This window comes from Stenotrophomonas sp. ZAC14D2_NAIMI4_7 (assembly GCF_003086675.1).
Taxonomy (GTDB): Bacteria; Pseudomonadota; Gammaproteobacteria; order Xanthomonadales; family Xanthomonadaceae; genus Stenotrophomonas.
This window is the reverse complement of sequence record NZ_CP025995.1, coordinates 1878507-1903870: the sequence shown is the minus strand read 5'-3', so window position 1 is coordinate 1903870 and position 25364 is coordinate 1878507. Positions and strand designations below refer to the sequence as shown.

Genomic DNA, 25364 nt, shown 5'->3' with positions numbered 1-25364 from the left:
GCATGGCGATGGAAGTATCCGGTCCATTGGGGACTATGAAAATGCACGACAAGCAGAAGAGGAGAAGAGGGATTTCGAGCAGAAGCATCCGCAGCTCGTAGAGATCATCAACAGTAGAAAAGGACCTGTGAAAGATCCACGGTAAGAAGCCGCTCTACTTCAACCGCTCCACCAACCGCTGCCCCACCTCCAGCGCCGAAGCCGGGTTCTGCCCGGTAATCAGCTCGCGGTCCACCACCACATGCCCGGTCCACGGCGTGGTGTTGCTGCTGAACTTCGCACCCGCCCGCTGCAATGCAGTCTGCGGGTAGAACTTCATCTCACCGCCGCCCAGCATCGGCTTGGCCTGCTCTTCTTCCTGGTTGCTGATCACCGTCATCTGGTAGCCGCTGTAGATCCACTTCGGCATGGCCGGCATCGCACCGGCCTGCAGCTTCGCCACGAAACCACCCGCATCCGGCAGCGTGGACAGCAGCGCGATCGGCCCGTGGCAGACCAGCGCGGTGGTCTTGTTGCGCTGGTGGAAGTCGGCCAGCAAGCGGCCCAGCGCCGGGCTCTTCAGCAGGTCCTGCATCGGCGCGTGGCCACCGGGGATATAGACCGCATCGAAGCGCGCGTAGCCCTGCTGCTCCACGCGCGCCAAGCTGAGCACCGGCGAAGCCGTCGGCGAGGTCAGCGCCAGCTTCTCCAGCAGATCCTTGTGCAGCGTCAGCTGCGCGGCGTCGTTGCCGAAGTACGCCGCCGTCACCGAGGACGCATCCACCGTCGGCGCCCGCCCCTGCGGCGTGGCGAAGGTCACCTCGTGGCCGGCGTCCAGCAGCAGCTTGACCGGCTGCATCAACTCGTTGAGATAGAAGCCGGTGGACAGCACCTTGCCGTCCTTCAGGTCCAGGTGGTTTTCGTCGGACAGCACCACCAGCACGTTGGCGGCGTGTGCGCCGGTCGCGGCCACGGTCAGGGCCAGCGCTGCGGCCAGCCGGGTCATCAGGTTCATGGGGAGCTCCTATCGGGGAATGCCCGCCACTTTATTCATCGCCCCAGCGGCGATAAATTGACCCCATCGCAAAACATCTGTTCCCCGGAGAGCTAAATGAGCCGCAAGTTCGACTACCTGGGCGATGTGGAGGTATTCCTGGCGGTGGTCGAGCACGGCTCGTTCACGGCCGGCGCGGTGGCGCTGTCCACCACGCCCTCGGTGCTGAGCCGCGCGGTCACCCGCCTGGAAGCGCGGCTGGGCCGGCAGCTGCTGCAGCGGACCACCCGCCGCGTGGGCCTGACCGACGCCGGGCGGCTCTACCGGGAACAGGTGCGCACCGCATTCAGCCTGCTGGACGACGCCGAGCGCGACGTACTGGCCCAGGACGGCGCGCTGGCCGGCCGCGTGCGCCTCAGCGTGCCCACCACCTATGGCCACTACCGGCTGCCGCCCGTGCTGGCGCGCTTTGCGCAGCAGTACCCGCAGGTGCAGGTGGAACTGAACATCACCAACCGCAACGTGGACCTGGTGGCCGAAGGCTTCGACCTGGCCATCCGCCTGGGCCAGCTGCCGGACAGCGGGCTGGTGGCGCGAAAGCTGGAAGACGCGCCGCTGCTGCTGGTGGCCGCGCCGGACTACCTGCAACGCCGGGGCACGCCGCAGACGCTGGACGACCTGCAGCAGCACCTGTGCCTGCCGTTCGTGATGCCGCGGACTGGGCGGTTGGCGCCGTGGGTGTTTCGGGATGGCGGACGGGACGTGGACTGGGTGCCGCAGTCGTCAATTGAGACTTCTGATGATGTGCTGGGCGTGGTGTCGCTGGCCGAACAGGGGATTGGGATCTGCCAGAGCTATGAGTTCATCGTGCGGGAGCGGCTGCTGCGTGGGGAGCTGGTTGAGGTGCTGCCGCAGTTGCGGGGAAGATCGCGGCCGTTCTCGGTGATCTATGCGCCGCATCGGCGGCAGTCGGCGGCGGCGCGGGCGATGATTGAGTTGCTGGTGGAGAATGCGGGCGCGGTTGAGGATGGTGTTCGTTAAGGAGCGCTGCCTGCTGGCGGTGTCGTGATTGAACCGATTTTTGAGGTGGGCGGGTGGTCGGGCAGCGTCGCCATCCGATTTTGAGCCGAAAGGGGTGTTAAGAAGGCTGTCGCGCTATTCGCTTGTGGCGTGGGCGATTGCGCCAGTTTAATTCGCAATCAGCAGAGTGCCTGCGCGAATGCGTCTGGCGATGTCGCGTGCTGCACGAGTGGTGCGTGCCACAATAGTTGTTCGCTCTCGATTCCTGCGATTTCTTCGGGAATTTCTATTGGCATTCGGAGCGGCGGCGTAAACACCATGGCGCGCCACCGACAACGGGTGGCTCCGGGTCTGCAAACCCGCGATGAGCAACGACTGTTGTTTACGCTTGCCCGTCGGCACCGTCTTAAACCGGTGCCGGCGGGCAATCCGTCGGCCTTTATGGCGGGCGGTGCGTGGGGGTCTTCGGACCCACCGGTCATTCGTTGCTTCGTCCCGGTTTGCAGCCACGCATCGTCCGCCACCCCGCTTACGCGGTGGCGCTGTCACGCCCAGCCAGGGAAACCGACGCCATGAACGATTCCGAGAACTTCTCCTCGTACACCGCCGTTGAGCCCATCAACGACGACACCCCGCCGCCCGACCTCAACTCCCTCATTGGCATCCTCAAGCGCATCCGTCGCTGCGAAGGCGCGGACGGACTGCCTTGGCCGGAGAACGATGTGTCGCCTGGACGGCGAGTCAGCCTCGCCAGGAGTGAGCGCGCGATGGTGGGGGCGCTGACGGTGCTGGAGGTACTGCATGCCGCGGACCGCTGCCGGGTGGCTGCGGACCCGGAGCGGCATTTGGATGAGGGAGTGGTTGATGGGTTGTTTCTGGCTTGCCGGGGGTTGGTTGAGTGGGCTTGTCGGGAGGTTAGGCCGGATTGATACTCTTGACAATAGCCGCGGGACCAAGACGGCTTTGTACAGCTTCGTTAGGCCCTGCGCTCCTGGCGTTCATCCATACCGGCGGCCGGGGAACATCACTCGTTTAAACCGCGCTTCGTTCTCCTCCATCAATACGCCATGGCTCGAACGAGACCGCTGACCTCAACCACGGCGCTTGTTGATGGCTTTCACCCAGCTGTCGAGCGCGTCGATGTCGGCCTTCAATTCGTCCGGTCCTGGGACCGGGGCACGAGCAGCAGCAGCCTGATCGTGACCGCGCAGCCATCGGGAGCATTTGCTCATGGCGGCATCAACCTGCCGGCAGTCTTCTTCGGTGACATCCGCAAGCTTTGCGATCTGCTGTGTTTGGACGCCGGGCCGATACCGCTCAACGATCTTGCACAAGAGCACTTCTTCAAGAGCGCGCTCCCACGCTTCACGCAAGAGGCCATAGATGTTTTTGGCCTCTTTCTCGTAAGCATCCTGATGCCCGTCACGGGACAGCTTGGCAGCGGCTTGATGCTCGCTATTGAGGTATCCAATCTTCTTCCTGATGGGCATCGCAACCCACGGCAGTTCCTCGGTGCAGACCCCCGCGCCCGCCGAAAGCTGTCTAATATGTTGGTCAAGTTGCTCGACCTGCTGTTCCTCCGCAAACTGCTTTAGCCAGAGAAGAAAGACGACATCATGCGTGAAGACGATGACTTGCCTTGTCTTGGCGGCTTCGACGAGACGGAGGGCGACGCCTTCGCGCCAGCGGTAGTCGAGCGAGGACACGGGATCGTCGAAGACGATTCCCGATGGATCGTCAGCAGTGCTCAGTTCGGCGAAAAACGCAGCAATGGATAGGCAACGCTGCTCGCCTTCGCTAACGACCTTCGGAAGTTGAACGCCCGGCGCGCGCGTTAGCCCTAGCTTGTGATAAAGAACACCCTCCGCGCCGCCGGCTTCCTGCAACTCGACTTCGATGTGCCGGAACGCGAGGCCCTGCAACTCCTTCTGGAAGGTGTCCTTGAGCTTCTGCGTGACGACAGCACGCGTCACTTCACTACTCTTCCTTGTGATGGCCTGCGTGGCGGTGTCGCTCTTGGACTGTTCATAGGCAGCAAGCCGCTTCTTACGGTCGATCTCCTGCAACACGGTATTCTCATGCTTGGCGAGGAGGACCCGCGCGCGCAGCTCTGCCGCCTCGGCATTGAGTTGCCTTCGCTTCTCGGCGGTAGCGTCTCCGCTCAACGCCTTCACGCGCTCGTCAAGCTGCGCCGAGAGTGTCGTGATGTCAGGGAGGACGGATGCGACTGCCGGATTGTCCTGCGGAAACTCGGAATCTGTCTCCAATGCCGCCATCACCGCTTGGCGACGCGCGTCAGCGGCGGCAAGCGCCGCGTCGATTCGGCCAGCGAGGGCTTCATTCTCTATGCTGAGGTCATTGATGGTGTCTTGGACAGCTTCGGGGCGCACGACGAGCGCGGCGATAGCCTTTCGCTGCCGATCATGTAGTTCGCGCGCGTCGCGCAGTTCGCGCTCCGTCGTGGAGGCGATGAAGGCGGCGAATTGCCCCAGCCTATGACTGGCATCGTGGTCTAGGCCCTGCTGGCACAGGACACACTGCGCGGCCTCACCAACAACCGGGAACGGTTGACCGGGATATGCCGCTTCCTGCGAGAAGATGCTTGCCGCTTGCCAAAGGCCCTTCCAAGCATCGGAGCCGGTGCCCGGCAGAAGCCCGACAGGAAACGTCGCTGTACGCAGGCGATCAGCCTCTTCCTTCTTACGTCGCCACTCCGCCCGCGCGTCGAAGATGGCGGACACGGACTCGTTAGAAAGCGCGGCGTCGACATACTGGACGTGCTGGCAGAGGGCTTGGACGCGCGCCCCACGCAGCTTGAGCTGCTGGAGCAATTTCGCAGGGTCAGCCGCCTGCAAATCGAGAATGGACTTCTCCAGCAACGCGAGTTTGGCGGCCTCGTCGTCCGTCAGTGTTGCGAGAGTCTTGACGTGCTCCGTCTCTGTGAGAACGCTCAGGCCGTTGAGGAGCCTCGCTACGGCGGTGCCCTGCGGTACCAATGGCAGCAGGTCGGATATGGCGCTCTCGCCAAGCGCCCGTTGCTCTGCTTCGATTCGTGTGCGAACGGCTTTGGCCGCTTGAACCAGCTTGTCGAACAGGTCCAGGCCGAAGGGCCGGAAGGCAACATCTGTCTTTTCCTTGAGATAGACCGATGCGCTCTGCGTGTCGAAGACGCTCACGCGCGCAATGAAGTTGTCGTCTGCCTGACCGGCCCATTCCCTCGCCTCCGGATCGCCTTGAACACGGTACTTTATGGCGACGACTTGACGGGGCGGCGCCGCGCCCGCCGCGACGTTGCCAAGAATCTGCTCCCTCCCGCGCGCCCGGCAAGCTGTCTTGAGAATACGGGTGTAACCGGTCTTGCCCGCCCCGTTGTCGCCATAGACGACGGTAAGACGAGGGCCGAACTTTAGGGTCTGGTCTTGTGCGAGGGCATTGACGCCCTCGTGGTGAACGATGGATTCAAGGGCTACAGCGCCTTGCGCTGCATTCCTGTTTGGGAGGTACGCTGCATCCAGCGGTACGCCGCCTTGCGCCTCGGCTAACCCATGAGCGGCCTTGCAAATTTCTGTCAGGGCGGCAATGTCGTCCTCGGTAAGCTCTCCCATCTCGACAAGCCGCCGCAGGGCGTCCCGCTGCCATGCAGGGCGATCCCGCGACCAATTCAGGATGTCATCAAGCACGGTCATGGCTGGGCCTCGTCGTCAAGATTCGTTCGTCAAGAACCATCGTGTCGTCCACTGCTGCATCCCTATCCTCTCCGACGGCAGCAAGAGGCTAGTAGATAGCTCCGCTGCTCATGCGCCCCGCCCCCTCCGCCGCCTTCACTAGCTTCGCGGCCTTAGGGTCGTAGACGTAGCCGGTGATGCTGCCATCCTTGATACGTGCAACGGCCTCGTCGATCACGAACAGCGGAACGAGAAACCATTCCTCAGGCTGCACAGGATGACCGAAGCGGTCGTTGATCGTGATGTTCAACCGCGCGGGCGCGAACAGTCTGTGGAACAGGTTCTCCATCCGGGTGCGGTTGACGCCTGCGAGCTTGTAGGTTGCCACCACTTCGACCTTCGCCAGCAGGTAGGTGGAGTCGTGTTCGGCGTTGGCGATGCGCGTCTCCACCCTGCCTCCGGTCACGCCGACCTTGTGGATGATCTCGCGGTGCTGCGCGACATAGGGATGATCGGAGAGGGAGCGCAGGACGTAGATCGTGCCGCTTTCGACATCATCGGCTTCAAGCTCTCCGCCGAAGGAGAGTTGCCCGCTCTCGGGCGAGGCCAGCCGCCGCGCGGCGGGGTCGTTGTAGAACGCTCGCTGGAGCGAGCGCAGCAGCAGATTGCTCTCGGTGCCGTTGGAGAAGATAAGGCGCAGGCGGCGGTCCACTTCCCCGGCGGTGGTCTTCAATGGCTCGCCGACCTCGGCAACGTAGAGCGTGATGCCATCGAGAACGAAAAAGTCCCCGGCCTCAATCGCGCGGCGGCCCGCTTCGATGGGCTGGGACTGGCGCATACCGGCTTTGACCTCCGCTTGCACGCGCTCGAACAAGGGTCGAAAGGTCTCGAAGTCCTCGCAGGGCTTGCGATCCGCGATCTCCTCGGCTGCGCGCTTGTCGGCGCCGGTGCGGACATGGCGTAGGACCGTGATGTCGTCCGCCTCGGCTACGCCCGCCAACTCGGCAGCCAGGTCGTCGATATCGATGGCCTCATCTCCCGGAACAGCAGTGGCTGGCGCAGCGGCAAGCAAGCCCTGATAGTCCAGCGGCTCAAGCAGGGCGCGGCATTCCGGGAGCGTACGCAAGCGGTCCAGGCGCACGGCGTAGAGGCGCTCGAATATGTCGCGATCCTCACCATGCTGCGGCGCACGCCCGTGCTTCTCGGTGAAGCGTTGGATTTCCTCGAAGCCCGCGATGACGCGCTCCTCACTGGCTGGCCGTCCGCCCTTCGCCTCGGGCGGTGCGAACTCGGCAAGCTCCGCAGCGAGTTCGTCAAGATCGGAGTTACTCATAGCGCCCCTCCGCCTTGAATCGCATAAAGGCGGCCGCGCCTTCGGCCATGCGTCGCTCCCAGGCATCCTGGGAATCGAGTGCAGGAATGCGTCCGCGCTCCTTCTTGAACTGAACGGCGCGAACAGCCATCTCCTTCGCCTCGTCCGGCGTCAGGCTCGTGCGCTTGGCCGAGATGGCCGCCGCAACCTGCTTCAAGCTGTCCTCGCTCATAGTCTTGGCGAGGATGGCGTAGGCTTCGCCGAAGGGGTTGATGCGGTCGATGAGGTCGATGTCCAGCTCGCGCACGTCCATCGCGAAGCGGCGCACGCCGTCGATCAGGGCGGTGTTGGGTGACCCGTCGCTCTCACCTTCGGTGACTAGCCGCTTGGCCTGCTGCGTGAGGTTGAGGGCAGCAATGGCGTGCTGACGCACGGCCTCCTGATCTTCGGCGTCAAGCTCGGGATACTTGTCCTTGATGATCTTGCCCATGCGAACCTGCGTCAATTCCTCGGGTACCAGCTCCTCATCGAACAGGCCGCGCTCGATGGTGGGCTTGTCTTGCACGAAGGCCGCAATGACTTCGTTCAGGTCTTCCTGACAGATTCGCGCCGCCTCCTTGCTCTTGGGCTCGGCGAGGCCCTTGATCTCGATCTGGTAAGCCCCTGTCTGCTCATTGACACCGACATTGCAACGGTCCGCGTCGTAGCCACCCTCGCCGTAGTTAAATCCAGGCGTCGGGCCGCTGTCGGGGTTCTTGGGCTTGAACTCGAAGCGCGGAGCAAGAACCTGCTCCATCAGCAGGCTGGCTGCGATGGCCTTCAACGTATCGTTGACGGCCTCGGTGACAGCTTCCTCGGCCGCGTCCGGCTCGGCGATCAGGTTGGTGAACCTCGCGCGGGTCTTACCAGGCGCGTCGCGGGTTGCACGGCCGATGATCTGAACGATCTCGGTCAGGCTGGCGCGGTAGCCAACGGTCAGGGCGTGTTCGCACCAAATCCAGTCGAAGCCCTCCTTCGCCATGCCCAGCGCGATGATGATGTCCACATAGTCCCGGTTGTTCTTCTGCGCCGGGTCTTTGAGCGCGGTGGACACGCGGTCACGCTTGGCAGCATCATCATCGACAAGATCAGCGATGCGTAGCACGCGGCCATCTGGACGCTTGACGAGCTGGAAGCCGGTGGCGGCGTCGATGCCCTGCCACTCCCCCAGTGCCTCGATGATGTGTTCCACCTCGCGCATCTTGTCCTTCGTGCTCTCGCGCGAATTGACATTCGGGATGTGGATGATGGTCTTCTCGGCGGGATCGAGGACATTGAGGATGTCATCAACGTAAGGCCCGCTGTAGAAGAAGTAGCCGATGTCGAGTTGCTTGAGGTACTCGTAGCCGTTGAGCTGCTCGTAGTAGGTGTAGGTGACGGTATCGAACTTCGACTCATCCTGCGGTGCGAGCACGGCCTCGGCGTCGCCACGAAAGTAGGAGCCGGTCATGGCAACGATGTGCGTCTTGCCCCGCGCGAAGAACTGCCCCAGGTGCAAGCCGAGCTTGTTATCCGGGTTGGCCGAAACGTGGTGGAACTCATCGACCGCAATCAGTCGGTCGTCGAACGCCTCTACGCCGTAGGCATCGACCGCGAAGCGGAATGTCGCATGGGTGCAGACCAGCACCTTGTCGTCGCCTTCGAGGAATGCGCCCAGCGCCTTGACCTTGCCGCCGTTGTCGTTGCCTGGCGCATTGCACAGGTTCCACTTGGGTTCGACGTGCCAGTCGGACCAGAAGCCGTACTTCGACAGCGGCTCGTCATTGAAGCTGGCACCGATGGACTTCTCCGGCACAACGATGATGGCCTGTTTCAAGCCCTGATTCTTGAGCTTGTCGAGTGCCACGAACATCAGCGCTCGGCTCTTGCCCGACGCGGGCGGCGACTTGATGAGCAGGTATTGCTCGCCCCGCTTCTCGTAGGCCCTCTCCTGCATGGGTCGCATTCCAAGCGCATTGGCTTTGGTCGATGCGCCGTTTCGGGCGTAGGTGACGGAAACGGACGGTACGGACTTGATCTTGTCGCTCATGCGTTGGCTCCCGCTTTGCGCTTCTTGCCCTTGGCCGGTGCAGCCGAAGCGGTCATCTTGGTATAGAGGTCAAACAGCTTTTCCAGCCGCTCGGTGTCGTTCTTGAAACGTCGACCGATGTAGATGCGCTCCAGCACTTCGTCGTTGCGGTCATGGGCGGCGCGCAGGTCAGCGGGCATGTTCTTAGGGTCGTATAGGTCCGCGATGGTCGCGGGGAAGTGGTGCTCCCGCGCCAGCAGGATGTCCTCCGCGCAGCGCGTGAGATCAGCCCTGTTCTTGTCGGTTAGCATCGGGATCGGGAAGGTGTTCCAGCCGAGAGTGTTGGAGTAGCGAAAGTCGGTTTTCATCTTGCCGCACACCGCTCCAATCCAAACGATGTGAAGGCGCGAGGCGATCAGCGCCATATTCCAGAGAGGCGCGTCATACATGGCACAGACCGCATCAGAAGCGATTGATCCACTTGGCTCATAACCGCATGGCAAATACTCCCGCGTTTCAGATGAGACCCGAGGCACGATTAGCGTTGACTGTTTTCCAATAATCGTTCTCTGGAACTGATGCGGTCTATCCGCGAGTTCCTTGGCGGTCGCGCCACCATTGAGACGCATCCTGCGCACATCCTCAATGCGTTGAGCGATCGGCGGGATTCCTTGCGCTTCTGCCAAATCCTCGTCGTTAATCCAGAGACAGTAACGCTCTAGGCCACGAATGAACTCAGCGGAGCCGTAGATGCGACGGACAAAGCGGCGCTGTTGAGTTGGTGTAAGTTGCAGTCCATCGCGCTGGTCCCGCGAGAGAAGCAAGTGACCGCCATCCAGTGGCATGTTCCCGAACGTCATGTCGCCGCGAGAGTCGGGCGGGCGGCTAGCCTTTTCCACAATGACACTTTCGCCGACTGCTAAGTAAGCATTGATATGCGCGCACTGGCGCTCAATGGTTTGTCCAGTGTCGTCCAGCGAAAACAAGCGGCGCGGGCTACGTGGGTCCGAGGTAATGCCAATGATCGCAACAGTCACGCCTGCATTGTGACTGGCTAGATTGGCCCACCGGAAGGATGTGTGGGCAAACTCGATCTGACAACCACTTGCGAAGATTTCCGGCCAGAGAACCGGGACTTGCAAGCCTTGGCAAATGGAGTTGGTAGAAACGAAGGCGGCAATCGACTTTGTCTTTGTGGAGTAGTCCGCCGCCTTAACGAACCATCCGGCGACATAGTCGAGTGACTTCCAGTTTGGGAGTCGTTTGTCGAAGAGAAGCCGCAGGTCTGCCTTTTGTTCATCCTTCTGGTCGCGTGATCCAAGATAAGGTGGGTTGCCGCAGATGTAGGTCTCGCCTCCTTCGTTCTCGAAGTCGATCTCGGCTTGGTCGAGCGGCGTCTGAAAGAGGTCGTCAGCCTGCACCTTCACGTCCGTCCCCGTCGGCGGGCAGACGCTCAACCAGTCCAGCCGTAGTGCATTGCCGCAGGTAATCCAGTTCTCGTTGCGCAAGGGCAGAAACTCAGCCAGCGCCAGCTTCTGGCCCCGGTACAGCACGTCGCACTGATACTCTGCTATGACCAACGCAAGGCGGGCGATCTCTGCCGGGAAGTCGCGTAGTTCGATCCCGCGAAAGTTGGTAAGCGGAATTTCTGATGCACGATCTGGCTCACCGCGCCGCTGATTGATCTCGGCTTCGATGGCTCGCATTTCTTTGTAGGCGATGACCAAGAAATTGCCCGAACCGCAGGCCGGGTCGAAGACCCTGATCTTGGCGATGCGCTTGCGCAGGTTGAGCAACATGCGAGCGTTATCGCTCGCTTCCTCCAGCTTCTCCCGCAGGTCGTCGAGGAACAGCGGATTCAGTACCTTCAGGATGTTGGGGACACTGGTGTAGTGCATCCCTAGCTCGCCGCGCTCCTCGTCCTCGGCAACGGCCTGGATCATCGAGCCGAAGATGTCCGGGTTGATCTTGGTCCAGTCCAATCCGCCGACATGCAGCAGATAGGACCGGGCGATCTTGCTGAATCGCGGCACCTCGTCGCCACCAGAGAACAACTGCCCGTTGACGTATGGGAAGTCTTCGGCCCATCGGGAAATCTTCGCTGCTGCCCGGTCCTCGCGCTTCGTGTTCATGGCGCGGAACAGTGTGGCGAGAACCTCGTGCGTATTCGACGAGTCCCTGGCACTCATCTGCGCGACGGTTTCGGTGAAGCGTCCCTTGCCGACGAAGATGTCGGTGTCCTCAGCGAAGAAGCAGAAGATCAGCCGCGCCATGAACTTGTTCATGTCGTGGCGACGCTCCGCCGTGCCCCATTCGGGGTTGTCTTTCAGCAGTTCGACGTAAAGTCGGTTCAGGCGGCTGGTGGCACGGATGTCGAAGGCGTTTTCGCTGATCTGGCGGACGGTGCTGATGCCCGCCAGCGGCAGGAAGAAGCCGAAGTGGTCCGGGAAGTCCTTGAAGGCGCAGGCGACGGTCTCGCCGCTGGTCAGGTCTTCGGCCTCGAAGTCCGAGCCGTCGGTGGCAAGGATGAACTTCGCCTTGGCCTTGGCCGTCGCGGGACTGGCCTTAAGGGCAGCCAATGTCTGCGTCACCCGCCCAGCGTCACAGGCCAGAATATGGATGTTGCTGGTCTGGAGAACACCGCCGAGGTCGGACTTATTCGACGCCCCCGCGCGCAAGCGCTTGATGGTCGTTGCCTTGTTGCCAAAGGCTTCAAGGAATAAATAGGGGAACTCTGCGGGGTCGAAGGGCCGCTCCGCGAGATCTGTGATGGCTAGTTCGATTTCTACTGCGTTCATGGGCGTACAGCCTCCCCTCTCGGCTTGGCCGCCAGGTTGCTGTCATTCTTTGGGGAGCTCATGTCTTGTCCTGCGTCTTCTGGGCTGTTGGCGACTTCTCATGACATAGAAGCATCCAATCCCATTCATCATGACATGAAAAAACGGCTTAGCGATGCGAATTGTTAGCCGGCGGCGCGCCGCGCGAAACTGTAAAAAAAGCCCGCAGTGGCGCGGGCTTAGGTGCACCTTCGCGCTGCGGGTAAACAGTCAGCGCCAATGTTGTATTACTCCCACTCAATAGTCGCCGGCGGCTTCCCCGAGATGTCATAGACAACCCTCGACACCCCCCGCAACTCATTGATGATCCGGTTGCTCACCGTCCCCAGGAACTCATACGGCAGATGCGCCCAGTGCGCGGTCATGAAGTCGATCGTCTCCACGGCCCTTAGCGCAATCACCCACTCATAAGCACGCGCATCGCCCACCACGCCCACCGACTTCACCGGCAGGAACACGGCAAACGCCTGGCTGGTCTTGTCGTACAGGTCCGCCTTGCGCAGCTCATCAATGAAGATGGCATCGGCCTTGGCCAGCAGTTCGGCGTACTCCCGCTTCACTTCGCCCAGGATACGCACGCCCAGGCCCGGGCCCGGGAACGGATGGCGGTAGACCATGGTGCGCGGCAGGCCCAGCTCAACGCCCAGACGGCGCACTTCGTCCTTGAACAGCTCGCGCAGCGGCTCCACCAGGCCCAGCTTCATGTGCTCCGGCAGGCCGCCCACGTTGTGGTGGCTCTTGATCACATGCGCCTTGCCGGTCTTGCTGCCGGCCGACTCGATCACGTCCGGGTAGATGGTGCCCTGCGCCAGCCACTTGGCGTTCTTCAGCTTGTTCGACTCTTCGTCGAAGATCTCAACAAACAGGTTGCCGATGATCTTGCGCTTGGCTTCCGGGTCGCTCACGCCTTCCAGCGCGGCGAAGTAACGATCGGCGGCATTCACGCGCACCACCTTCACGCCCATGTGTTCGGCGAACATCGCCATCACCTGGTCGCCCTCCTGCCAGCGCAGCAGGCCGGTATCCACGAACACGCAGGTCAGCTTTTCGCCGATGGCCTTGTGCAGCAGCGCGGCCACCACCGACGAATCGACGCCGCCGGACAGGCCCAGGATCACTTCGTCATCGCCAACCTGTTCGCGCACGCGGGCGATCTGGTCGTCGATGATGTTGGCGGCGGTCCACAGGGTCTGGCAGCCACACACATCCACCACGAAGCGGCGCAGCAGCGCCTGGCCCTGCAGGGTGTGGGTCACTTCCGGGTGGAACTGCACGCCGTACCAGCGCTTTTCTTCGTTGGCCATGGCGGCCACCGGAATGCGGTCGGTGGTGGCGGTGATGGTGAAGCCCGGCGGCGCAACGGAGACGTGGTCGCCGTGGCTCATCCAGACATTCAGCTTCGGCTCGCCGCCGTGGTCGCTCAGGCCCTTGAACAGCGCATCGGGGTTGATCACGTTCACTTCGGCGTGGCCGAACTCGCGCTGGTCCGCCGCTTCGGTGGCACCGCCCAGCTGCGCGGCCAGGGTCTGCATGCCGTAGCAGATGCCGAAGATCGGCAGGCCGCTGTCGAACACTTCCTGCGGCGCGGCCGGGGCGCCCGGCAGCGTGGTCGATTCCGGGCCACCGGACAGAATGATGCCCTTTGCGCCAAACGCGGCGATCTCGGCCGGGTTGTGGTCCCAGGCCCAGATTTCGCAGTAGACGCCCAGCTCGCGGATGCGGCGGGCGATCAGCTGCGTGTACTGCGCGCCGAAATCGAGGATCAGGATCTTGTCGTTATGGATGTTGGTCATGGCGCCCTGGCAATGCAGTAGGGAAAACGAAATCAGTTTTGCAGCAGCAGATGGAAAAAGAGGAACGGGAATCAGCTTCCTCGTTCCTCTTTGCCCGGCCCGCGTCAGGCGCGGTAGTTCGGCGGTTCCTTGGTGATCGTCACGTCGTGGACGTGGCTCTCACGCTGGCCGGCGCCGCTGATCTTCACGAACTTGGGCTTGCTGCGCATGTCGTCGATGGTGGCGCAGCCCACGTAGCCCATGGTGGCGCGCAGGCCGCCCATCAGCTGGTGGATGATGCCGCCCACCGGGCCGCGGTACGGCACGCGGCCTTCAATGCCTTCCGGCACCAGCTTGTCGGCGGTGGCGGCGTCCTGGAAGTAGCGGTCCTTCGACCCCTTTTCCATGGCGGCCAGCGAGCCCATGCCGCGGTAGCTCTTGTACGAACGGCCCTGGTACAGCTCGGTCTCGCCCGGCGATTCCTCGGTACCGGCCAGCAGGCCGCCGACCATGATGGTCGAGGCACCGGCGGCCAGCGCCTTGCCGATGTCGCCCGAGTAGCGGATGCCACCGTCGGCGATCAGCGGGATGCGGTCCTGCAGGGCTTCGGCCACCAGATCGATGGCGGTGACCTGCGGCACGCCCACGCCGGCAACCACGCGGGTGGTGCAGATCGAGCCCGGGCCGATGCCCACCTTCACTGCGTCCGCGCCGCTGTCCAGCAGCGCCAGTGCGGCTTCGCCGGTGCAGATGTTGCCACCGATGACCTGCACGTGCGGGAAGTTCTTCTTCACCCAGGCCACGCGGTCCAGCACGCCCTGCGAGTGGCCGTGCGCGGTATCGACCACGATCACGTCCACGCCGGCGGCAACCAGCGCTTCCACGCGGCGATCGGTATCGCCACCCACGCCGACGGCAGCGCCGACCAGCAGACGGGTCGACAGATCCTTGGCAGCGTTGGGGAAGTCGGTGTTCTTCTGGATGTCCTTCACGGTGATCAGGCCACGCAGGGCGAAATCATCGTTGACCACCAGCACCTTTTCGATGCGGTTGCGGTGCAGCAGCTGCAGCACTTCATCGCTGGCGGCGCCTTCCTTCACCGTGACCAGGCGATCCTTCTTGGTCATGATGTGGCGGACCGGATCGTCCAGCTCGGTTTCAAAGCGCATATCGCGGTGGGTCACGATACCGGCCAGCAGGCCGTCGCTGCCCACCACCGGCACGCCGGAGATGTTGTGCGCCTGGGTCAGGGCCAGCACGTCGCGGATGGTGGTTTCCGGGCCGACGGTGATCGGGTCGCGGATGACACCGGCCTCGAACTTCTTGACCTTGGCCACTTCCGCGGCCTGCTGTTCCAGGCTGAGATTCTTGTGGATGATGCCCATGCCGCCGAGCTGGGCCATGGCGATGGCCAGGCGGGCTTCGGTGACGGTATCCATGGCTGCGGACAGGATCGGAAGCTTCAGCTTCAGGTCGCGAGTCAACCGCGTTTCGAGGTTGACGTCCTTGGGCAGGATGGTCGAGTGGGCGGGGACGAGCGAGACGTCGTCGTAAGTGAGTGCTTCAGCCTGGATGCGCAGCATCGGCATACCCGAGATGTGGGGAAGCGCGACATTTTACCCCTTTTTCACGCCCGTTGGGAGGGGGTGGATGCGACGCAGTGTCGCGCGGGCAACGATCGGTTCAGGGGGCCATCCGGGCCGGCGGCAAGATCACCCCCAATCGGAACCGCGTGTGATCAACCCAACCGGAAAACCGCCTTTGGTAGGTGCCAACCTTGGTTGGCACGATCCGTCGGGCACCGGTACCCCAGATGGGCCGATGGACCTGATGGATGTGTGCCAACCAAGGTTGGCACCTACCAGGAACGGGTCATGCGCCGGCCTCACCGTCCAGGAACCGCCGTTGGTAGGTGCCAACCTTGGTTGGCACAAACCGACAAACGCCCGCACCCTATCTGGGCCCAGACGCCGGGCAGATCGTGCCAACCAAGGTTGGCACCTACCAAGCGCGGGTCAGCTCAGGGCTTCCGCCGCTTCCAGCGTGTTCTGCATCAACGTGGCCACGGTCATCGGGCCCACGCCACCCGGCACCGGGGTGATCCAGCTCGCGCGCTCGGCGGCGGCTTCAAACCCAACGTCACCCACCAGGCGGCCATCATCCAACCGGTTGATGCCCACGTCGATCACCACCGCGCCCGGCTTCACCCACTCACCCGGCACGATGCCCGGGCGGCCCACGGCCACCACCAGAATGTCAGCGTTGCGTACGGCCTGTTCCAGCACGTCCTTGGGGGTGAATTTGTGGCAGCTGGTTACGGTGCAGCCGGCAATCAGCAGCTCCAGGCCCATGGGCCGACCCACGTGGTTGCTCACGCCCACGATGGTGGCGTTGCGGCCGCGCACCGGCTGGTCGGTGTGGCCCAGCAGCGTGGTGATGCCGCGCGGGGTGCAGGGGCGCAGGCCGAATTCACGCAGGGCCAGGTGGCCGACGTTTTCCGGGTGGAAGCCGTCCACGTCCTTGCGCGGGTCGATGCGCTGGATCAGCCGGCGTGCATCGGGAATGCCCGGCAGCGGCAGCTGGATCAGGATGCCGTTGATCTTCGGGTCGGCGTTCAGCTGGTCAATCAGGTCCAGCAGCTCGGCCTCGGTGGTGCCGGCCGGCAGATCGTAGTCGTAGGCTTCAATACCGACCTTTTCCGCCGCGCGGCGCTTGTTGCGCACGTACACGGTCGAGGCCGGGTCACCGCCCACCAGCACCACGGCCAGGCCCGGGCGGCTGCCGCCGGCGGCGACGCGGGCGTCAACGCGCACCTTCAGGCTGTCGAGCAGATCCTCGGCAATACGGCGGCCATCGAGGATGCGGGCAGGAGGCGTTGCGACGGAATCGTTCATCGAATGCGGGGGCAGGCGGCGGCGGGGACGCTATTGTCCCTGATTCAGGCCCCCTCGCCCACCGCTTCGAGGGCTGCAGTGGAGTCCGCAATCCCAAGAGAACCGGGCCTTAACCCGATTCTGGCGGACTTGCATGGGGGCATTCTGCGGCGTATGTTGATTACACTGTCTTAGATGCGAATTGCCCTCACCCAGCCCGAATGCCGCTCCGGCGGCGCCGGAGCGGCATTCGGGCTGGGTGAGCAGACTTCTTTTCAGAATTTCCATATTTGTCTGGCCGCTGGCGAGGAAAATTTCCATGGGCGCCAAAATTCACAAGCCTGCCGACGCACGCCAGAGCCTCAAGGCCCTGGACGACGCGCGTCGTGCGCGTGAAATGGCGGCCTACAAGAATGACCCCGCCCGCCCCATGCCTGTCGTTTTCAAGGTCAGGGAGAACGGCGGCAAGATCGCGTGGCCGCATAAGTTCCGGTGAATGATCTGGAGTTGCCAACCGAGGCACTCCTCCTACCGCCCACCCCGGCACTGCTCGTGGGCGGGCAGGCCCTCGCACTCTGGGTAAATGCCCTGGATGTTCCGCTGCCGACAGCATTGGCCGGCGGCGTCACTGTGGACGTGGATTTCCTGGGCTCGGCCGCTGATGCACTGGAGCATCACGCGTTTCTGGAGATCGCCACGGCGGAAAAGCGGATGCGGACGGAAATCCATTTTCCGCAGCCGTTTGAGAACACGCCCAACAGCGCGAAGATCACCATCTTCCGCCAATCCGACATCGCCGCCGAAATTGACTACCTGAGCCACATCATTGGCTGCGCTGGCAAAGACGAAGACCGCTTGAAGGAAAGGGCGATCGAGATCACCGATCTCTACTTCGCCGGATCGTCACTACGGGTGATGCACCCGTTCGACTGCATGCGCAGCCGCCTCTGCAATCTCCACAGCCTTCCAAGCAAGCGCAATACCATCCATGTGGCCCAAGCCCACTTGGCGTTGGACGTCATGAGGGCTTTCATCCTCAAACTGACCGAAGAAACGAGCAACGCAAGAGCCCAGCTCTATCCGCTTCTTGGGGAAATCATCGCCCTGACTGCAAGCCGCGTCGGGACCGATGCCTTCCATAATTTCGGAATCGACGTTCTGTCGTGCCTGCCGCTCGAGCAGCTTCCGGAATCCTTCGTTGGCCGACGACTTCCCGTGGCGCAGGCGTACATCGATCGCCGTCGCTTTGGAAGAAAGGGCGGAAGAAGGATCGCAAAACGCTGAACCCCAGCGATGACGGGGTCAGAGCCCTTTCCGTTGGAAAGGGATCCGACCCCGGGGCGCATGGGGTCGGATCCCTTTGCCGCAGGCAAAGGGCTCCGACCCCTCCCCCTCATTCCTCTTCTTCTTCCGGCACCTGGTCCGCATTCAACGTACGCGCCTTGCGCTTGGGTGCGGTGAACGGCGTCGGGGTCGGCACGCCCGGCAATGCGCTGCCGAACACCATGTGCGCACCGGCGCGCAGGCTGCCGCCAGCCATTTCCAGTTCGAAGCGTTCGGCGTCGCGCTCGCGGATCTGCTCGGCGATCTCCTGTGCATCTTCTTCGTCGGCACCCAGTTCCATCAGCGCGGCCTGGCCGAACAGCAGGGCCGATTCGAAGGTTTCGCGAATCTGGAAGTCGACGCCGGCATGGATCAACCGCAGCGAGTGCTCGCGGTCGAACGAGCGCACCAGCAGCTTGGCCTGCGGGAATTCGTGTGCGACCAGTTCCACGATGCGGTCGGCATCCTCGGCATTGTTCACGCACACCGCAATGGCACGTGCGGTGGCAGCGCCGGAGGCGTGCAACACGTCAAGACGCGTGCCGTCGCCGTAATAGATCTTGAAGCCGAAGCGCTCAGCGTTGTGGATCATCTCCACATCGTTGTCGATGATGGTCACGTCCACGTCGCGGGCCAGCAGCGACTGGCTGGCCACCTGGCCGAAGCGGCCGAAGCCGATCATCAGCACGCTGCCGGACAGGCCATCGGCGGTGTCCACGCCTTCCAGGCTCACCTCCGGCTTGGGCGCCACGCGCTTGTAGACCAGCACCACCAGCGGGGTCAGGGCCATCGACAACACCACCACGGCGGTGAAGTTGGCATTGATGTCCATGTTGATGACGCCGGCGCTGGCGGCGGCGCTGAACAGCACGAAGGCGAACTCGCCGCCCTGCGCCATCAGCACGCCCCGGTCCAGCGCCTGGGCGTGGTCGCTGCCCATCAGGCGCGCCACCACATAGATGCACAGCGCCTTGGCGGCCATCAGCGCCAGCACCAGGCCGACGATCAGCGGCCAGTTGCCGGCCACCACACCCAGGTCCAGCGCCATGCCCACGCTCAGGAAGAACAGGCCCAGCAGGATGCCGCGGAACGGTTCGATGTCCGCTTCGATCTGGTGGCGGAAGGTCGATTCGCTCAGCAGCACGCCAGCAAGGAACGCGCCCATCGCCATCGACAGGCCCGACAGCTGCATCAGCAGCGCCGCGCCCAGCACCACCAGCAGCGCGGCGGCGGTCATCACTTCGCGCGCCTTGGCTTCGGCCAGCAGGCGGAACAGCGGGTTCAGCAGGAAGCGGCCAACCAGCACCAGGCCGATGATGGCGCCGGCGCCGATGGCCACCGACAACCAGCGCGAGCCCTCACCGTCGGCACTGCCCGCGCTGGGCGCCATCCACGCCACCAGGGCCAGCAGGGGCACGATCAGCAGGTCTTCGAACAGCAGGATGGACACGATCTTCTGCCCCGACGGCAGCGCGATGTCGCCGCGCTCGGCCAGCAGCTGCATCACCACTGCGGTGGACGTAAGCACGAAGCCGGTAGCGCCGATGAAGGCGACCTGCCAGGGCAGCCCGAACAGTTTGGCGATGCTGGTCAGCACCAGCGCACAGGTGACGATCTGCAGCGTGCCCAGTCCGAAGATTTCCTTGCGCAGGCTCCACAGATGCGACGGCCGCATTTCCAGGCCGATGACGAACAGGAACATCACCACGCCCAGCTCGGCGGTGTGCAGGATCGCCTGCGGGTCGGAGAACCACCCGAGCCCGAACGGGCCGATGGCCAGGCCGGCGGTGAAATAGCCCAGTACCGAGCCCAGGCCCAGCCTGCGGAACAGCGGCACCATGACCACCGCTGCGCCCAACAGGGCGACGACCTTGACCAGTTCGCTGGTCGCTGCTTCTACCGCCATGCGGTGTGTTCCCCAGATGCGTTGATGGAGTCAACGATAGGGGAAGTTGGGGGACGGCAATAGCATGTGCGTTGCGTTTGATTGTGCCGAAAACGGAACGATGGCGGGATCAATACCCATCATCGTTCCGAAATCGACCGCGCGGTGGCGCCGGGCCATGCCCGGCGGATCGTTCACCCGCCCCGGCAGAACGCGGCGTAATCGATATACCCGGGGAACACCCCACCCGGCGCGCACACCGGGCACGTCGGGTCCGGCGCAATGCGGCTTTCACGGAACCGCAGCCCCAGCGCATCGAACCGCAGCAACCGCCCGACCAGCGGCTCGCCAATGCCCAGCAGCAGCTTCAGCACCTCGGTGGCCTGAAGCACCCCGGCCAGGCCGGGCAGCACGCCCAGCACACCGGCCTCGGCACAGTTCGGCGCGAACTCCGTCGGTGGCGGTTCCGGGAACAGGCAGCGGTAGCACGGCGCCACGCCACGCTGGCGGCCGGCATCAAACACGCTTACCTGGCCGTCGAAGCGCTCGATGGCCGCATACACCAACGGCACGGCGTGCTTGATGCAGGCATCGTTGAGCAGATAGCGCAGCGGGAAGTTGTCCGAGCCATCCAGCACCACGTCCACGCCCTGCAGCAGGCGATCAATATTTTCGGACGTGACCCGTTCGCGCACGGCCTCCACGTCGATGCTCGGGTTCAGCGCCAGCAGACGCTCGCGCGCCGATTCCACCTTGGCCTGACCCACGCTGGCTTCGGTATGCACGATCTGCCGCTGCAGGTTGCTGCGCTCCACGTGGTCGTGGTCGACCAGACGCAGGTGCCCTACCCCGGCTGCCGCCAGATAGAAGCTGGCCGGTGCGCCCAGCCCACCGGCGCCCAGCACCAGCACGCGCGACCGCTGCAGGCGACGCTGGCCGGCCTCGCCCACCTGCGGCAACAGCAGGTGGCGCGAATAGCGGTCGTAGAAATCCTGATCCGGAGCCGATAGCAGCGGCTGCACCAGCGGCAGCGCCTGCTCGCGCCAGGCCACGGTGCCGCCCGTCACGGAAGCCACGTTCGAATACCCCGCCGCGATCAGCGCCTGCGCCGCATCGGCCGAGCGCTTGCCGGTCTGGCAGATCAGCAGGATTTCCTGATCGCGGGCAGGCAGGTGTGCGGCGGGGTCGGCCAGCAGATCGTCCCTGGCCACGCCGCGCGCGCCTTCGGCCATGCCACCGGCACGTTCGTGCGCAGCGCGTACATCGATCAGCACCGCGCCATGGGCCAGGCGCGCGTGCGCCTGCTGCGGGGAACGCTCGGGAATGCTCATGGCGGCATTATCGCGCAGACGCTACGTGCGGGACTGCCCCGGGGTCAGAGCCCTTTTCTGCGAAAAGGGATCTGACCCCCGCAAACAAAAAAGGCGGCCCTGCGGCCGCCTTTTCTTGGATCACTTGCCCTTGACGTGCTTCATCAAGCGACGCTTGGCCTTGACCTGCCGCTCGGTGAGGACGTTCTTCTTGCCCTCGTACGGGTTGGTACCCTCGCGGAAGATGAAGCTTACGGGGGTGCCGATCAGCTTGAAGCGCTTGCGGAAGAAGTTTTCCAGGTAGCGCTTGTACGATTCCTGCAGCTCCTTCAGGCGCGTGCCGTGCACGATGAAGGTGGGCGGGTTGGAACCGGCCGGGTGCACGTAACGCAGCTTGGAGACATGGCCGCGGATGGTCGGCGGCGGGTTGGTCTCGTACGCCACTTCCAGCGCCTTGTTCACTTCGCTGGTGGTGAAAGTCTTGTTCGCCGATTCGTGCGCGCGGTGCACGGCACGGAACAGTTCGCGCAGGCCCGAGCCATGCTTGGCCGAGATGCGCACCGATTCGGCCCACGGCACGAAGCCCAGCTTCAGCGACAGCAGGGTTTCGGCCTGCTCGCGCTGGTACTCGGTCAGGCCATCCCACTTGTTGATGGCAATCACCAGCGCACGGCCGGCATCGAGCACCGCGCCCAGCACGGTGGCGTCCTGGTCGGTCACGCCTTCGGTGGCGTCCAGCATCAGCACGGCCACCTGGCACTGCTCGATGGACTGCATGGTCTTGACCACCGAGAACTTTTCGACCACTTCGTCCACGCGCGAACGGCGGCGCAGGCCGGCGGTGTCGATCAGGCGGTAGTCGCGGCCGTCACGCTCCAGGTCCACCGCGATCGAATCGCGGGTGGTGCCCGGTACGTCCGAGGCGATCATGCGCTCTTCGCCCAGGATGCGGTTCACCAGGGTCGACTTGCCCACGTTGGGGCGGCCGACGAAGGCGATGCGGATGCGGTTCGGGTCGTTGTCCAGCTCTTCGCCGCTGCCCTCTTCGGGCAGGCGCTGGATCACTTCGTCCAGCAGGTCGTCCAGACCCTGGCGATGGGCGGCCGATACGGTCAGCATTTCGCCGAAGCCGTAGCGGGCGAATTCCGAACGCACGTTGTCCTCGTCGATGCCGTCGATCTTGTTGATCAGCAGCAGCGTGGGGCGCGAGAGCTTGCGCAGCCAGGCCAGGATCTCATCGTCCATGGCCGAGGTGCCCTCACGGGCATCCACCACGAACAGGATCAGATCGGCTTCGGCCGCGGCGGCACGGGCCTGGCGCGTGGTCGCGCCAGCCAGGCCTTCCTCTTCTTCGGCAATACCGCCGGTGTCGACCACCAGGAAGTGGTTGTCTTCATCCAGACGGCACACGCCGTAGTTGCGATCGCGGGTGACGCCGGGCTGGTCATGGACCAGGGCGTCACGGGTGCGGGTCAACGCATTGAAAATGGTTGACTTGCCGACATTCGGCCGTCCAACCAGGGCGACCAAAGGCAGCATCGCGATTACTCCGTATTAATTGGCCAACCGGAAGGCGGTCAGCTTGCCATCAACGTTCTGCACCAGCAGCAATCCGTCGGCCACGATTGGCTGGGCCAGCAGGGCGTCACCGCCGCTCTTGGCCCGCGCCGCCAGTGCGCCATCGGACGTCTGCAGCCAGTGCAGGTATCCCTTGTAGTCACCCACCACCACGTAATCGCCCTGCAGGGCCGGGCCGGTGAGCGAGCGACGAGCCAGTGCGGTCTGCGACCACATGGCAGCGCCACTGGTCTTGTCCAGGCCGAACACCCCACCCTTGTTGTCGGTTACGAACACATTGCCCGAAGACACCGCCACGCCACCGGCACCGCCGTGGTCACGCGCCCACAGCGGGCGACCGGTCGGGCCTTCGATGGCCATGGTCTGGTTCTTGAAGCTGCTGACATACAGCGTATTGCCTTCCAGCACCGGGGCGCCGTCGACGTCGGCCATGCGCTCCAGCTCGGTACGGCCTTCGCCGCTGGCCAGGCTCTGGTCCCACAGGGTGCGGCCATCCTGCATGGCCAGCGCGGACACGGCGCCGTCATCCTTGCCGATGAACAGCACGCCCGGACCGGTGACCACCGGCGCGTTGCCACGCACGGTCAGCGCCGGCAGCTCGCTGGGGTTGAACCACTTCTGGGTGCCGTTGCCGGCATCGAAGGCGGTCACCCGGCCATCGTTGCTGCGCACGAACACCAGGCCGTTGGCCACGGCCGGGGCGGCAATGACTTCGTTGGGCACGCGGGCGCGCCACTTTTCGCTGCCGTCGTTGATGTCCAGAGCAATGACTTGGCCGTCCAGCGTGCCGATCACCACCAGGTTTTCACCCACGCCGGGGCCGCCGGACAGGCGCAGCTTCGGCTTCTTCTTTTCCTTGGTCGGTTCCCAGGTCCAGACCTTCTTGCCGGTCTGCAGGTCGATGGCATGAACGCCGCCGGTAATGGCCGCGGCGAACACGTGGCCATTGGCCACCACCGGGCCCTGGCGCACGCCAATGCGCTGCTCGCCCTTGCCCAGGTTCACCGACCAGGCCTTGTTGACCTTCACGGTCGGCTCGAACTTCACCAGCTCGGCCGGCTCCTGCGCCTTCTTGGCGGCGGCATCCTTACCGGCGAACCAGCCCTTCATGGTGCTGCAGCCGGACAGCGCCATACCGAGCAGCAGCACGGAAGCGACGCGCGTGATCATGACCTTCTGACTCATCAAACCGACTCCGCAGGGGCGGCGACGGTGCCGCCAGCGTCCATAACCTTGGTTTCCAGCAGGCGCCGCTGCGGCGCTGCCACGTCCAGCGTTTTCAGCGCCTTCTCATACTGTTCGCGCGCGGCATCGCGCTTGCCCTGGGCCAGCAGCGCATCGCCGTGAATTTCCAGGCTGCTGCTGTCGGTGGCACTGCCCAGCAGCTTGATGGCCTCATCGCTCTTGCCGGTAGCCACCAGCAGGCGCGCCACGCGCTGGTCGACCACGCGCTGCAGGTCGCCTTCAACCTTGACCGCGCGCAGGGTGGCCAGCGCTTCTTCGTTCTTGCCCGCGTCCACCTGGGCCTTGGCCAGCTGCAGGGCGGCCAGATCGCCGTAGATGCTGGACGGACCAGCCTCCAGCGCCTTCACCGCCTTGGCGGCGTCGTCCAGCTTGTTCTGTTCCAGGCCCACCAGGGCTTTCTGGTATTCGACATTGGCCGAGGCCAGCTTGCCGCCCTGTTGCTGCTGCCACCACTGCCAGCCGGCAATGGCACCGATGGCGATGACTACGCCACCGATGATGCTGGCGCCATTGCTCCGCAGCCAGCTGCGGACGCGTTCACTTTGTTCGTGCTCGTCGAGCAGATCGTCGATCGCCATGCGTACTCTCGCCCCGCCCATCGGGAGGGACCATTGGGATTATCGAAGGTGGTGAAACCGCGTCTCAGTGTGAAACCGGGACAACGGAGCCTTCAGAGGATACCTGAAAGCGGGCCACGTTGGCTCGCTGGTAGGGGCTCAGATCGACGATAGCGCCGTTCTGCTGAACCTGCACCGCCGAGGCATTGCCCAGGGTGACGCGGGTTACCTGGCCTGGGGTGAAGCTGCGGCGCTCGCCGGCCTTGATCAGGGCCTTCTCGACCGTGCCGCCATCGGGGCCGGCAATATCCACCCAGCTGTCACCACTGAACTGCATGTCCAGGTTGGCGGCGGCGGCCGGCGCAGCGGCCGGAGCCGGGCGCGGCACCGGGGTGAGCGAGGCCACGTACGGCGCGGCCGGCTTGGTGGCCGGGGCGGCCACCGGCGCGCTGGCCACGGCGGCATCGCTGCCTGCCACCGGCGGGGTGACCGGCACGGCGGCCGGAATGGCATCCAGCGAGGCGGTGCTGGGCGCCGGCGCGCTGTCGTCGAAGTGGCCACGGGTGGCGAACCACACCGGCACCGCCAGTACGGCGGTAATGCCCACGTACAGCGCACGGCGGCCGAGGTTTTCGGCAATGCGGCGCGCACGCGGGGTATGGGTGTGGCTGACCAGGGTGGGCGGCACCACCGGACCCACCTGGGCCTGTTCCAGCAGCTGGCTGATATCCACGTTCAGCAGGCGCGCATAACTGCGCAGCTGGCCGCGCACGAACACCGGCGCGCCCAGCTTCTGCCATTGCTCTTCTTCCAGCGACTTCACCACCTGGACGGGCATGCGCAGGCGCGCACCAACGTCTTCAAGGGTCAGTCCGGCCGCCTCGCGGGCCTGGCGCAGGCGGGTGCCGCAGCCGGCCGCAGTATCGAGAGCGCTCACAGTCTGGTCATCAATCACAATGCATCAACC

Annotated in this window: 18 protein-coding genes; 4 read left to right on the top strand and 14 right to left on the bottom strand. The window is 63.9% G+C overall.

Translation table 11 applies throughout. The features are described from left to right. Nucleotides 1-154: 154 nt before the first annotated feature. Complete coding sequence (locus C1922_RS08855; protein ID WP_108749412.1) at nucleotides 155-994, bottom strand: type 1 glutamine amidotransferase domain-containing protein; 840 nt, start codon at nucleotides 992-994, stop codon at nucleotides 155-157. A gap of 96 nt (nucleotides 995-1090) precedes the next feature. On the opposite strand from C1922_RS08855, the gene C1922_RS08850 reads away from it, so the two are divergent. Next, nucleotides 1091-2014 (top strand): LysR family transcriptional regulator, encoded by a 924-nt coding sequence (locus C1922_RS08850; protein ID WP_108749411.1) that lies wholly within the window; start codon nucleotides 1091-1093, stop codon nucleotides 2012-2014. Nucleotides 2015-2565: 551 nt separating this feature from the next. After that, entirely contained in the window at nucleotides 2566-2922 is a 357-nt protein-coding gene (locus C1922_RS08845) for a hypothetical protein (RefSeq protein WP_108749410.1), read from the top strand. Between the two features lie 162 nt (nucleotides 2923-3084). Here C1922_RS08845 and C1922_RS08840 read toward each other — a convergent pair whose 3' ends face one another. From C1922_RS08840 to folD, 7 genes are all read right to left on the bottom strand, one after another. Further along, nucleotides 3085-5679, bottom strand: a complete 2595-nt coding sequence (locus C1922_RS08840) for an AAA family ATPase (protein WP_108749409.1) — start codon at nucleotides 5677-5679, stop codon at nucleotides 3085-3087. Between the two features lie 88 nt (nucleotides 5680-5767). Beyond that, a complete protein-coding gene (locus C1922_RS08835; protein ID WP_108749408.1) occupies nucleotides 5768-6991 on the bottom strand; it encodes a GIY-YIG nuclease family protein in 1224 nt (407 codons plus the stop codon). Next, the gene (locus C1922_RS08830; protein ID WP_108749407.1) at nucleotides 6984-9038 is read right to left on the bottom strand and encodes a DEAD/DEAH box helicase; all 2055 of its coding nucleotides are present in this window, start codon (nucleotides 9036-9038) and stop codon (nucleotides 6984-6986) included. Before C1922_RS08830 ends, C1922_RS08835 begins: the two co-directional genes overlap by 8 nt. Beyond that, nucleotides 9035-11815 carry a DNA methyltransferase gene (locus C1922_RS08825; protein WP_108749406.1) on the bottom strand — a complete coding sequence of 927 codons (2781 nt, stop codon included), beginning with the start codon at nucleotides 11813-11815 and terminating at the stop codon, nucleotides 9035-9037. Before C1922_RS08825 ends, C1922_RS08830 begins: the two co-directional genes overlap by 4 nt. A gap of 266 nt (nucleotides 11816-12081) precedes the next feature. Further along, a complete protein-coding gene (gene guaA / locus C1922_RS08820) occupies nucleotides 12082-13647 on the bottom strand; it encodes a glutamine-hydrolyzing GMP synthase (RefSeq protein ID WP_005413109.1) in 1566 nt (521 codons plus the stop codon). Between the two features lie 104 nt (nucleotides 13648-13751). Further along, nucleotides 13752-15209, bottom strand: coding sequence for an IMP dehydrogenase (guaB, locus tag C1922_RS08815; protein ID WP_108751537.1), 1458 nt, complete (start codon nucleotides 15207-15209; stop codon nucleotides 13752-13754). A 432-nt stretch (nucleotides 15210-15641) separates the two neighbouring features. Then, a complete protein-coding gene (folD, locus tag C1922_RS08810; RefSeq protein WP_108749405.1) occupies nucleotides 15642-16520 on the bottom strand; it encodes a bifunctional methylenetetrahydrofolate dehydrogenase/methenyltetrahydrofolate cyclohydrolase FolD in 879 nt (292 codons plus the stop codon). A gap of 298 nt (nucleotides 16521-16818) precedes the next feature. On the opposite strand from folD, the gene C1922_RS20355 reads away from it, so the two are divergent. Further along, nucleotides 16819-16995, top strand: a complete 177-nt coding sequence (locus tag C1922_RS20355; protein WP_159091896.1) for a hypothetical protein — start codon at nucleotides 16819-16821, stop codon at nucleotides 16993-16995. Next, a complete protein-coding gene (locus C1922_RS08805; RefSeq protein ID WP_159091894.1) occupies nucleotides 16992-17783 on the top strand; it encodes a hypothetical protein in 792 nt (263 codons plus the stop codon). The genes C1922_RS20355 and C1922_RS08805 overlap by 4 nt, the downstream gene beginning before the upstream one ends. A gap of 109 nt (nucleotides 17784-17892) precedes the next feature. Here the strand turns inward: C1922_RS08805 and C1922_RS08800 are convergent, their stop codons facing one another. The 6 genes from C1922_RS08800 to C1922_RS08775 all read right to left on the bottom strand — a co-directional run bounded on the left by C1922_RS08800 (nucleotide 17893) and on the right by C1922_RS08775 (nucleotide 25352). Continuing rightward, nucleotides 17893-19728 (bottom strand): monovalent cation:proton antiporter-2 (CPA2) family protein, encoded by a 1836-nt coding sequence (locus C1922_RS08800; protein ID WP_108749403.1) that lies wholly within the window; start codon nucleotides 19726-19728, stop codon nucleotides 17893-17895. Nucleotides 19729-19901: 173 nt separating this feature from the next. Next, on the bottom strand, nucleotides 19902-21038 hold the full coding sequence (gene moeB / locus C1922_RS08795) for a molybdopterin-synthase adenylyltransferase MoeB (RefSeq protein ID WP_108749402.1): 1137 nt from the start codon (nucleotides 21036-21038) through the stop codon (nucleotides 19902-19904). Nucleotides 21039-21158: 120 nt separating this feature from the next. Then, entirely contained in the window at nucleotides 21159-22556 is a 1398-nt protein-coding gene (der, locus tag C1922_RS08790; protein WP_108749401.1) for a ribosome biogenesis GTPase Der, read from the bottom strand. 15 nt (nucleotides 22557-22571) lie between these two features. Further along, the gene (gene bamB / locus C1922_RS08785; RefSeq protein ID WP_108749400.1) at nucleotides 22572-23780 is read right to left on the bottom strand and encodes an outer membrane protein assembly factor BamB; all 1209 of its coding nucleotides are present in this window, start codon (nucleotides 23778-23780) and stop codon (nucleotides 22572-22574) included. Further along, nucleotides 23780-24418 carry a tetratricopeptide repeat protein gene (locus C1922_RS08780; protein WP_108749399.1) on the bottom strand — a complete coding sequence of 213 codons (639 nt, stop codon included), beginning with the start codon at nucleotides 24416-24418 and terminating at the stop codon, nucleotides 23780-23782. The genes bamB and C1922_RS08780 overlap by 1 nt, the downstream gene beginning before the upstream one ends. 64 nt (nucleotides 24419-24482) lie before the next feature. Next, nucleotides 24483-25352 carry a RodZ domain-containing protein gene (locus C1922_RS08775; RefSeq protein WP_108749398.1) on the bottom strand — a complete coding sequence of 290 codons (870 nt, stop codon included), beginning with the start codon at nucleotides 25350-25352 and terminating at the stop codon, nucleotides 24483-24485. Nucleotides 25353-25364 lie beyond the last annotated feature (12 nt).

Bases quoted from the DNA above. Each gene is read 5' to 3' on its own strand.
- guaB (WP_108751537.1), bottom strand. From the start codon at position 15,209: ATGCTGCGCATCCAGGCTGAAGCACTCACTTACGACGACGTCTCGCTC.
- C1922_RS08835 (WP_108749408.1), bottom strand. From the start codon at position 6,991: ATGAGTAACTCCGATCTTGACGAACTCGCTGCGGAGCTTGCCGAGTTC.
- C1922_RS08850 (WP_108749411.1), top strand. From the start codon at position 1,091: ATGAGCCGCAAGTTCGACTACCTGGGCGATGTGGAGGTATTCCTGGCG.
- C1922_RS08840 (WP_108749409.1), bottom strand. From the start codon at position 5,679: ATGACCGTGCTTGATGACATCCTGAATTGGTCGCGGGATCGCCCTGCA.
- C1922_RS20355 (WP_159091896.1), top strand. From the start codon at position 16,819: ATGGGCGCCAAAATTCACAAGCCTGCCGACGCACGCCAGAGCCTCAAG.
- guaA (WP_005413109.1), bottom strand. From the start codon at position 13,647: ATGACCAACATCCATAACGACAAGATCCTGATCCTCGATTTCGGCGCG.
- der (WP_108749401.1), bottom strand. From the start codon at position 22,556: ATGCTGCCTTTGGTCGCCCTGGTTGGACGGCCGAATGTCGGCAAGTCA.
- C1922_RS08845 (WP_108749410.1), top strand. From the start codon at position 2,566: ATGAACGATTCCGAGAACTTCTCCTCGTACACCGCCGTTGAGCCCATC.
- C1922_RS08825 (WP_108749406.1), bottom strand. From the start codon at position 11,815: ATGAACGCAGTAGAAATCGAACTAGCCATCACAGATCTCGCGGAGCGG.
- bamB (WP_108749400.1), bottom strand. From the start codon at position 23,780: ATGAGTCAGAAGGTCATGATCACGCGCGTCGCTTCCGTGCTGCTGCTC.
- moeB (WP_108749402.1), bottom strand. From the start codon at position 21,038: ATGAGCATTCCCGAGCGTTCCCCGCAGCAGGCGCACGCGCGCCTGGCC.
- C1922_RS08830 (WP_108749407.1), bottom strand. From the start codon at position 9,038: ATGAGCGACAAGATCAAGTCCGTACCGTCCGTTTCCGTCACCTACGCC.
- C1922_RS08780 (WP_108749399.1), bottom strand. From the start codon at position 24,418: ATGGCGATCGACGATCTGCTCGACGAGCACGAACAAAGTGAACGCGTC.
- folD (WP_108749405.1), bottom strand. From the start codon at position 16,520: ATGAACGATTCCGTCGCAACGCCTCCTGCCCGCATCCTCGATGGCCGC.
- C1922_RS08855 (WP_108749412.1), bottom strand. From the start codon at position 994: ATGAACCTGATGACCCGGCTGGCCGCAGCGCTGGCCCTGACCGTGGCC.
- C1922_RS08800 (WP_108749403.1), bottom strand. From the start codon at position 19,728: ATGGCGGTAGAAGCAGCGACCAGCGAACTGGTCAAGGTCGTCGCCCTG.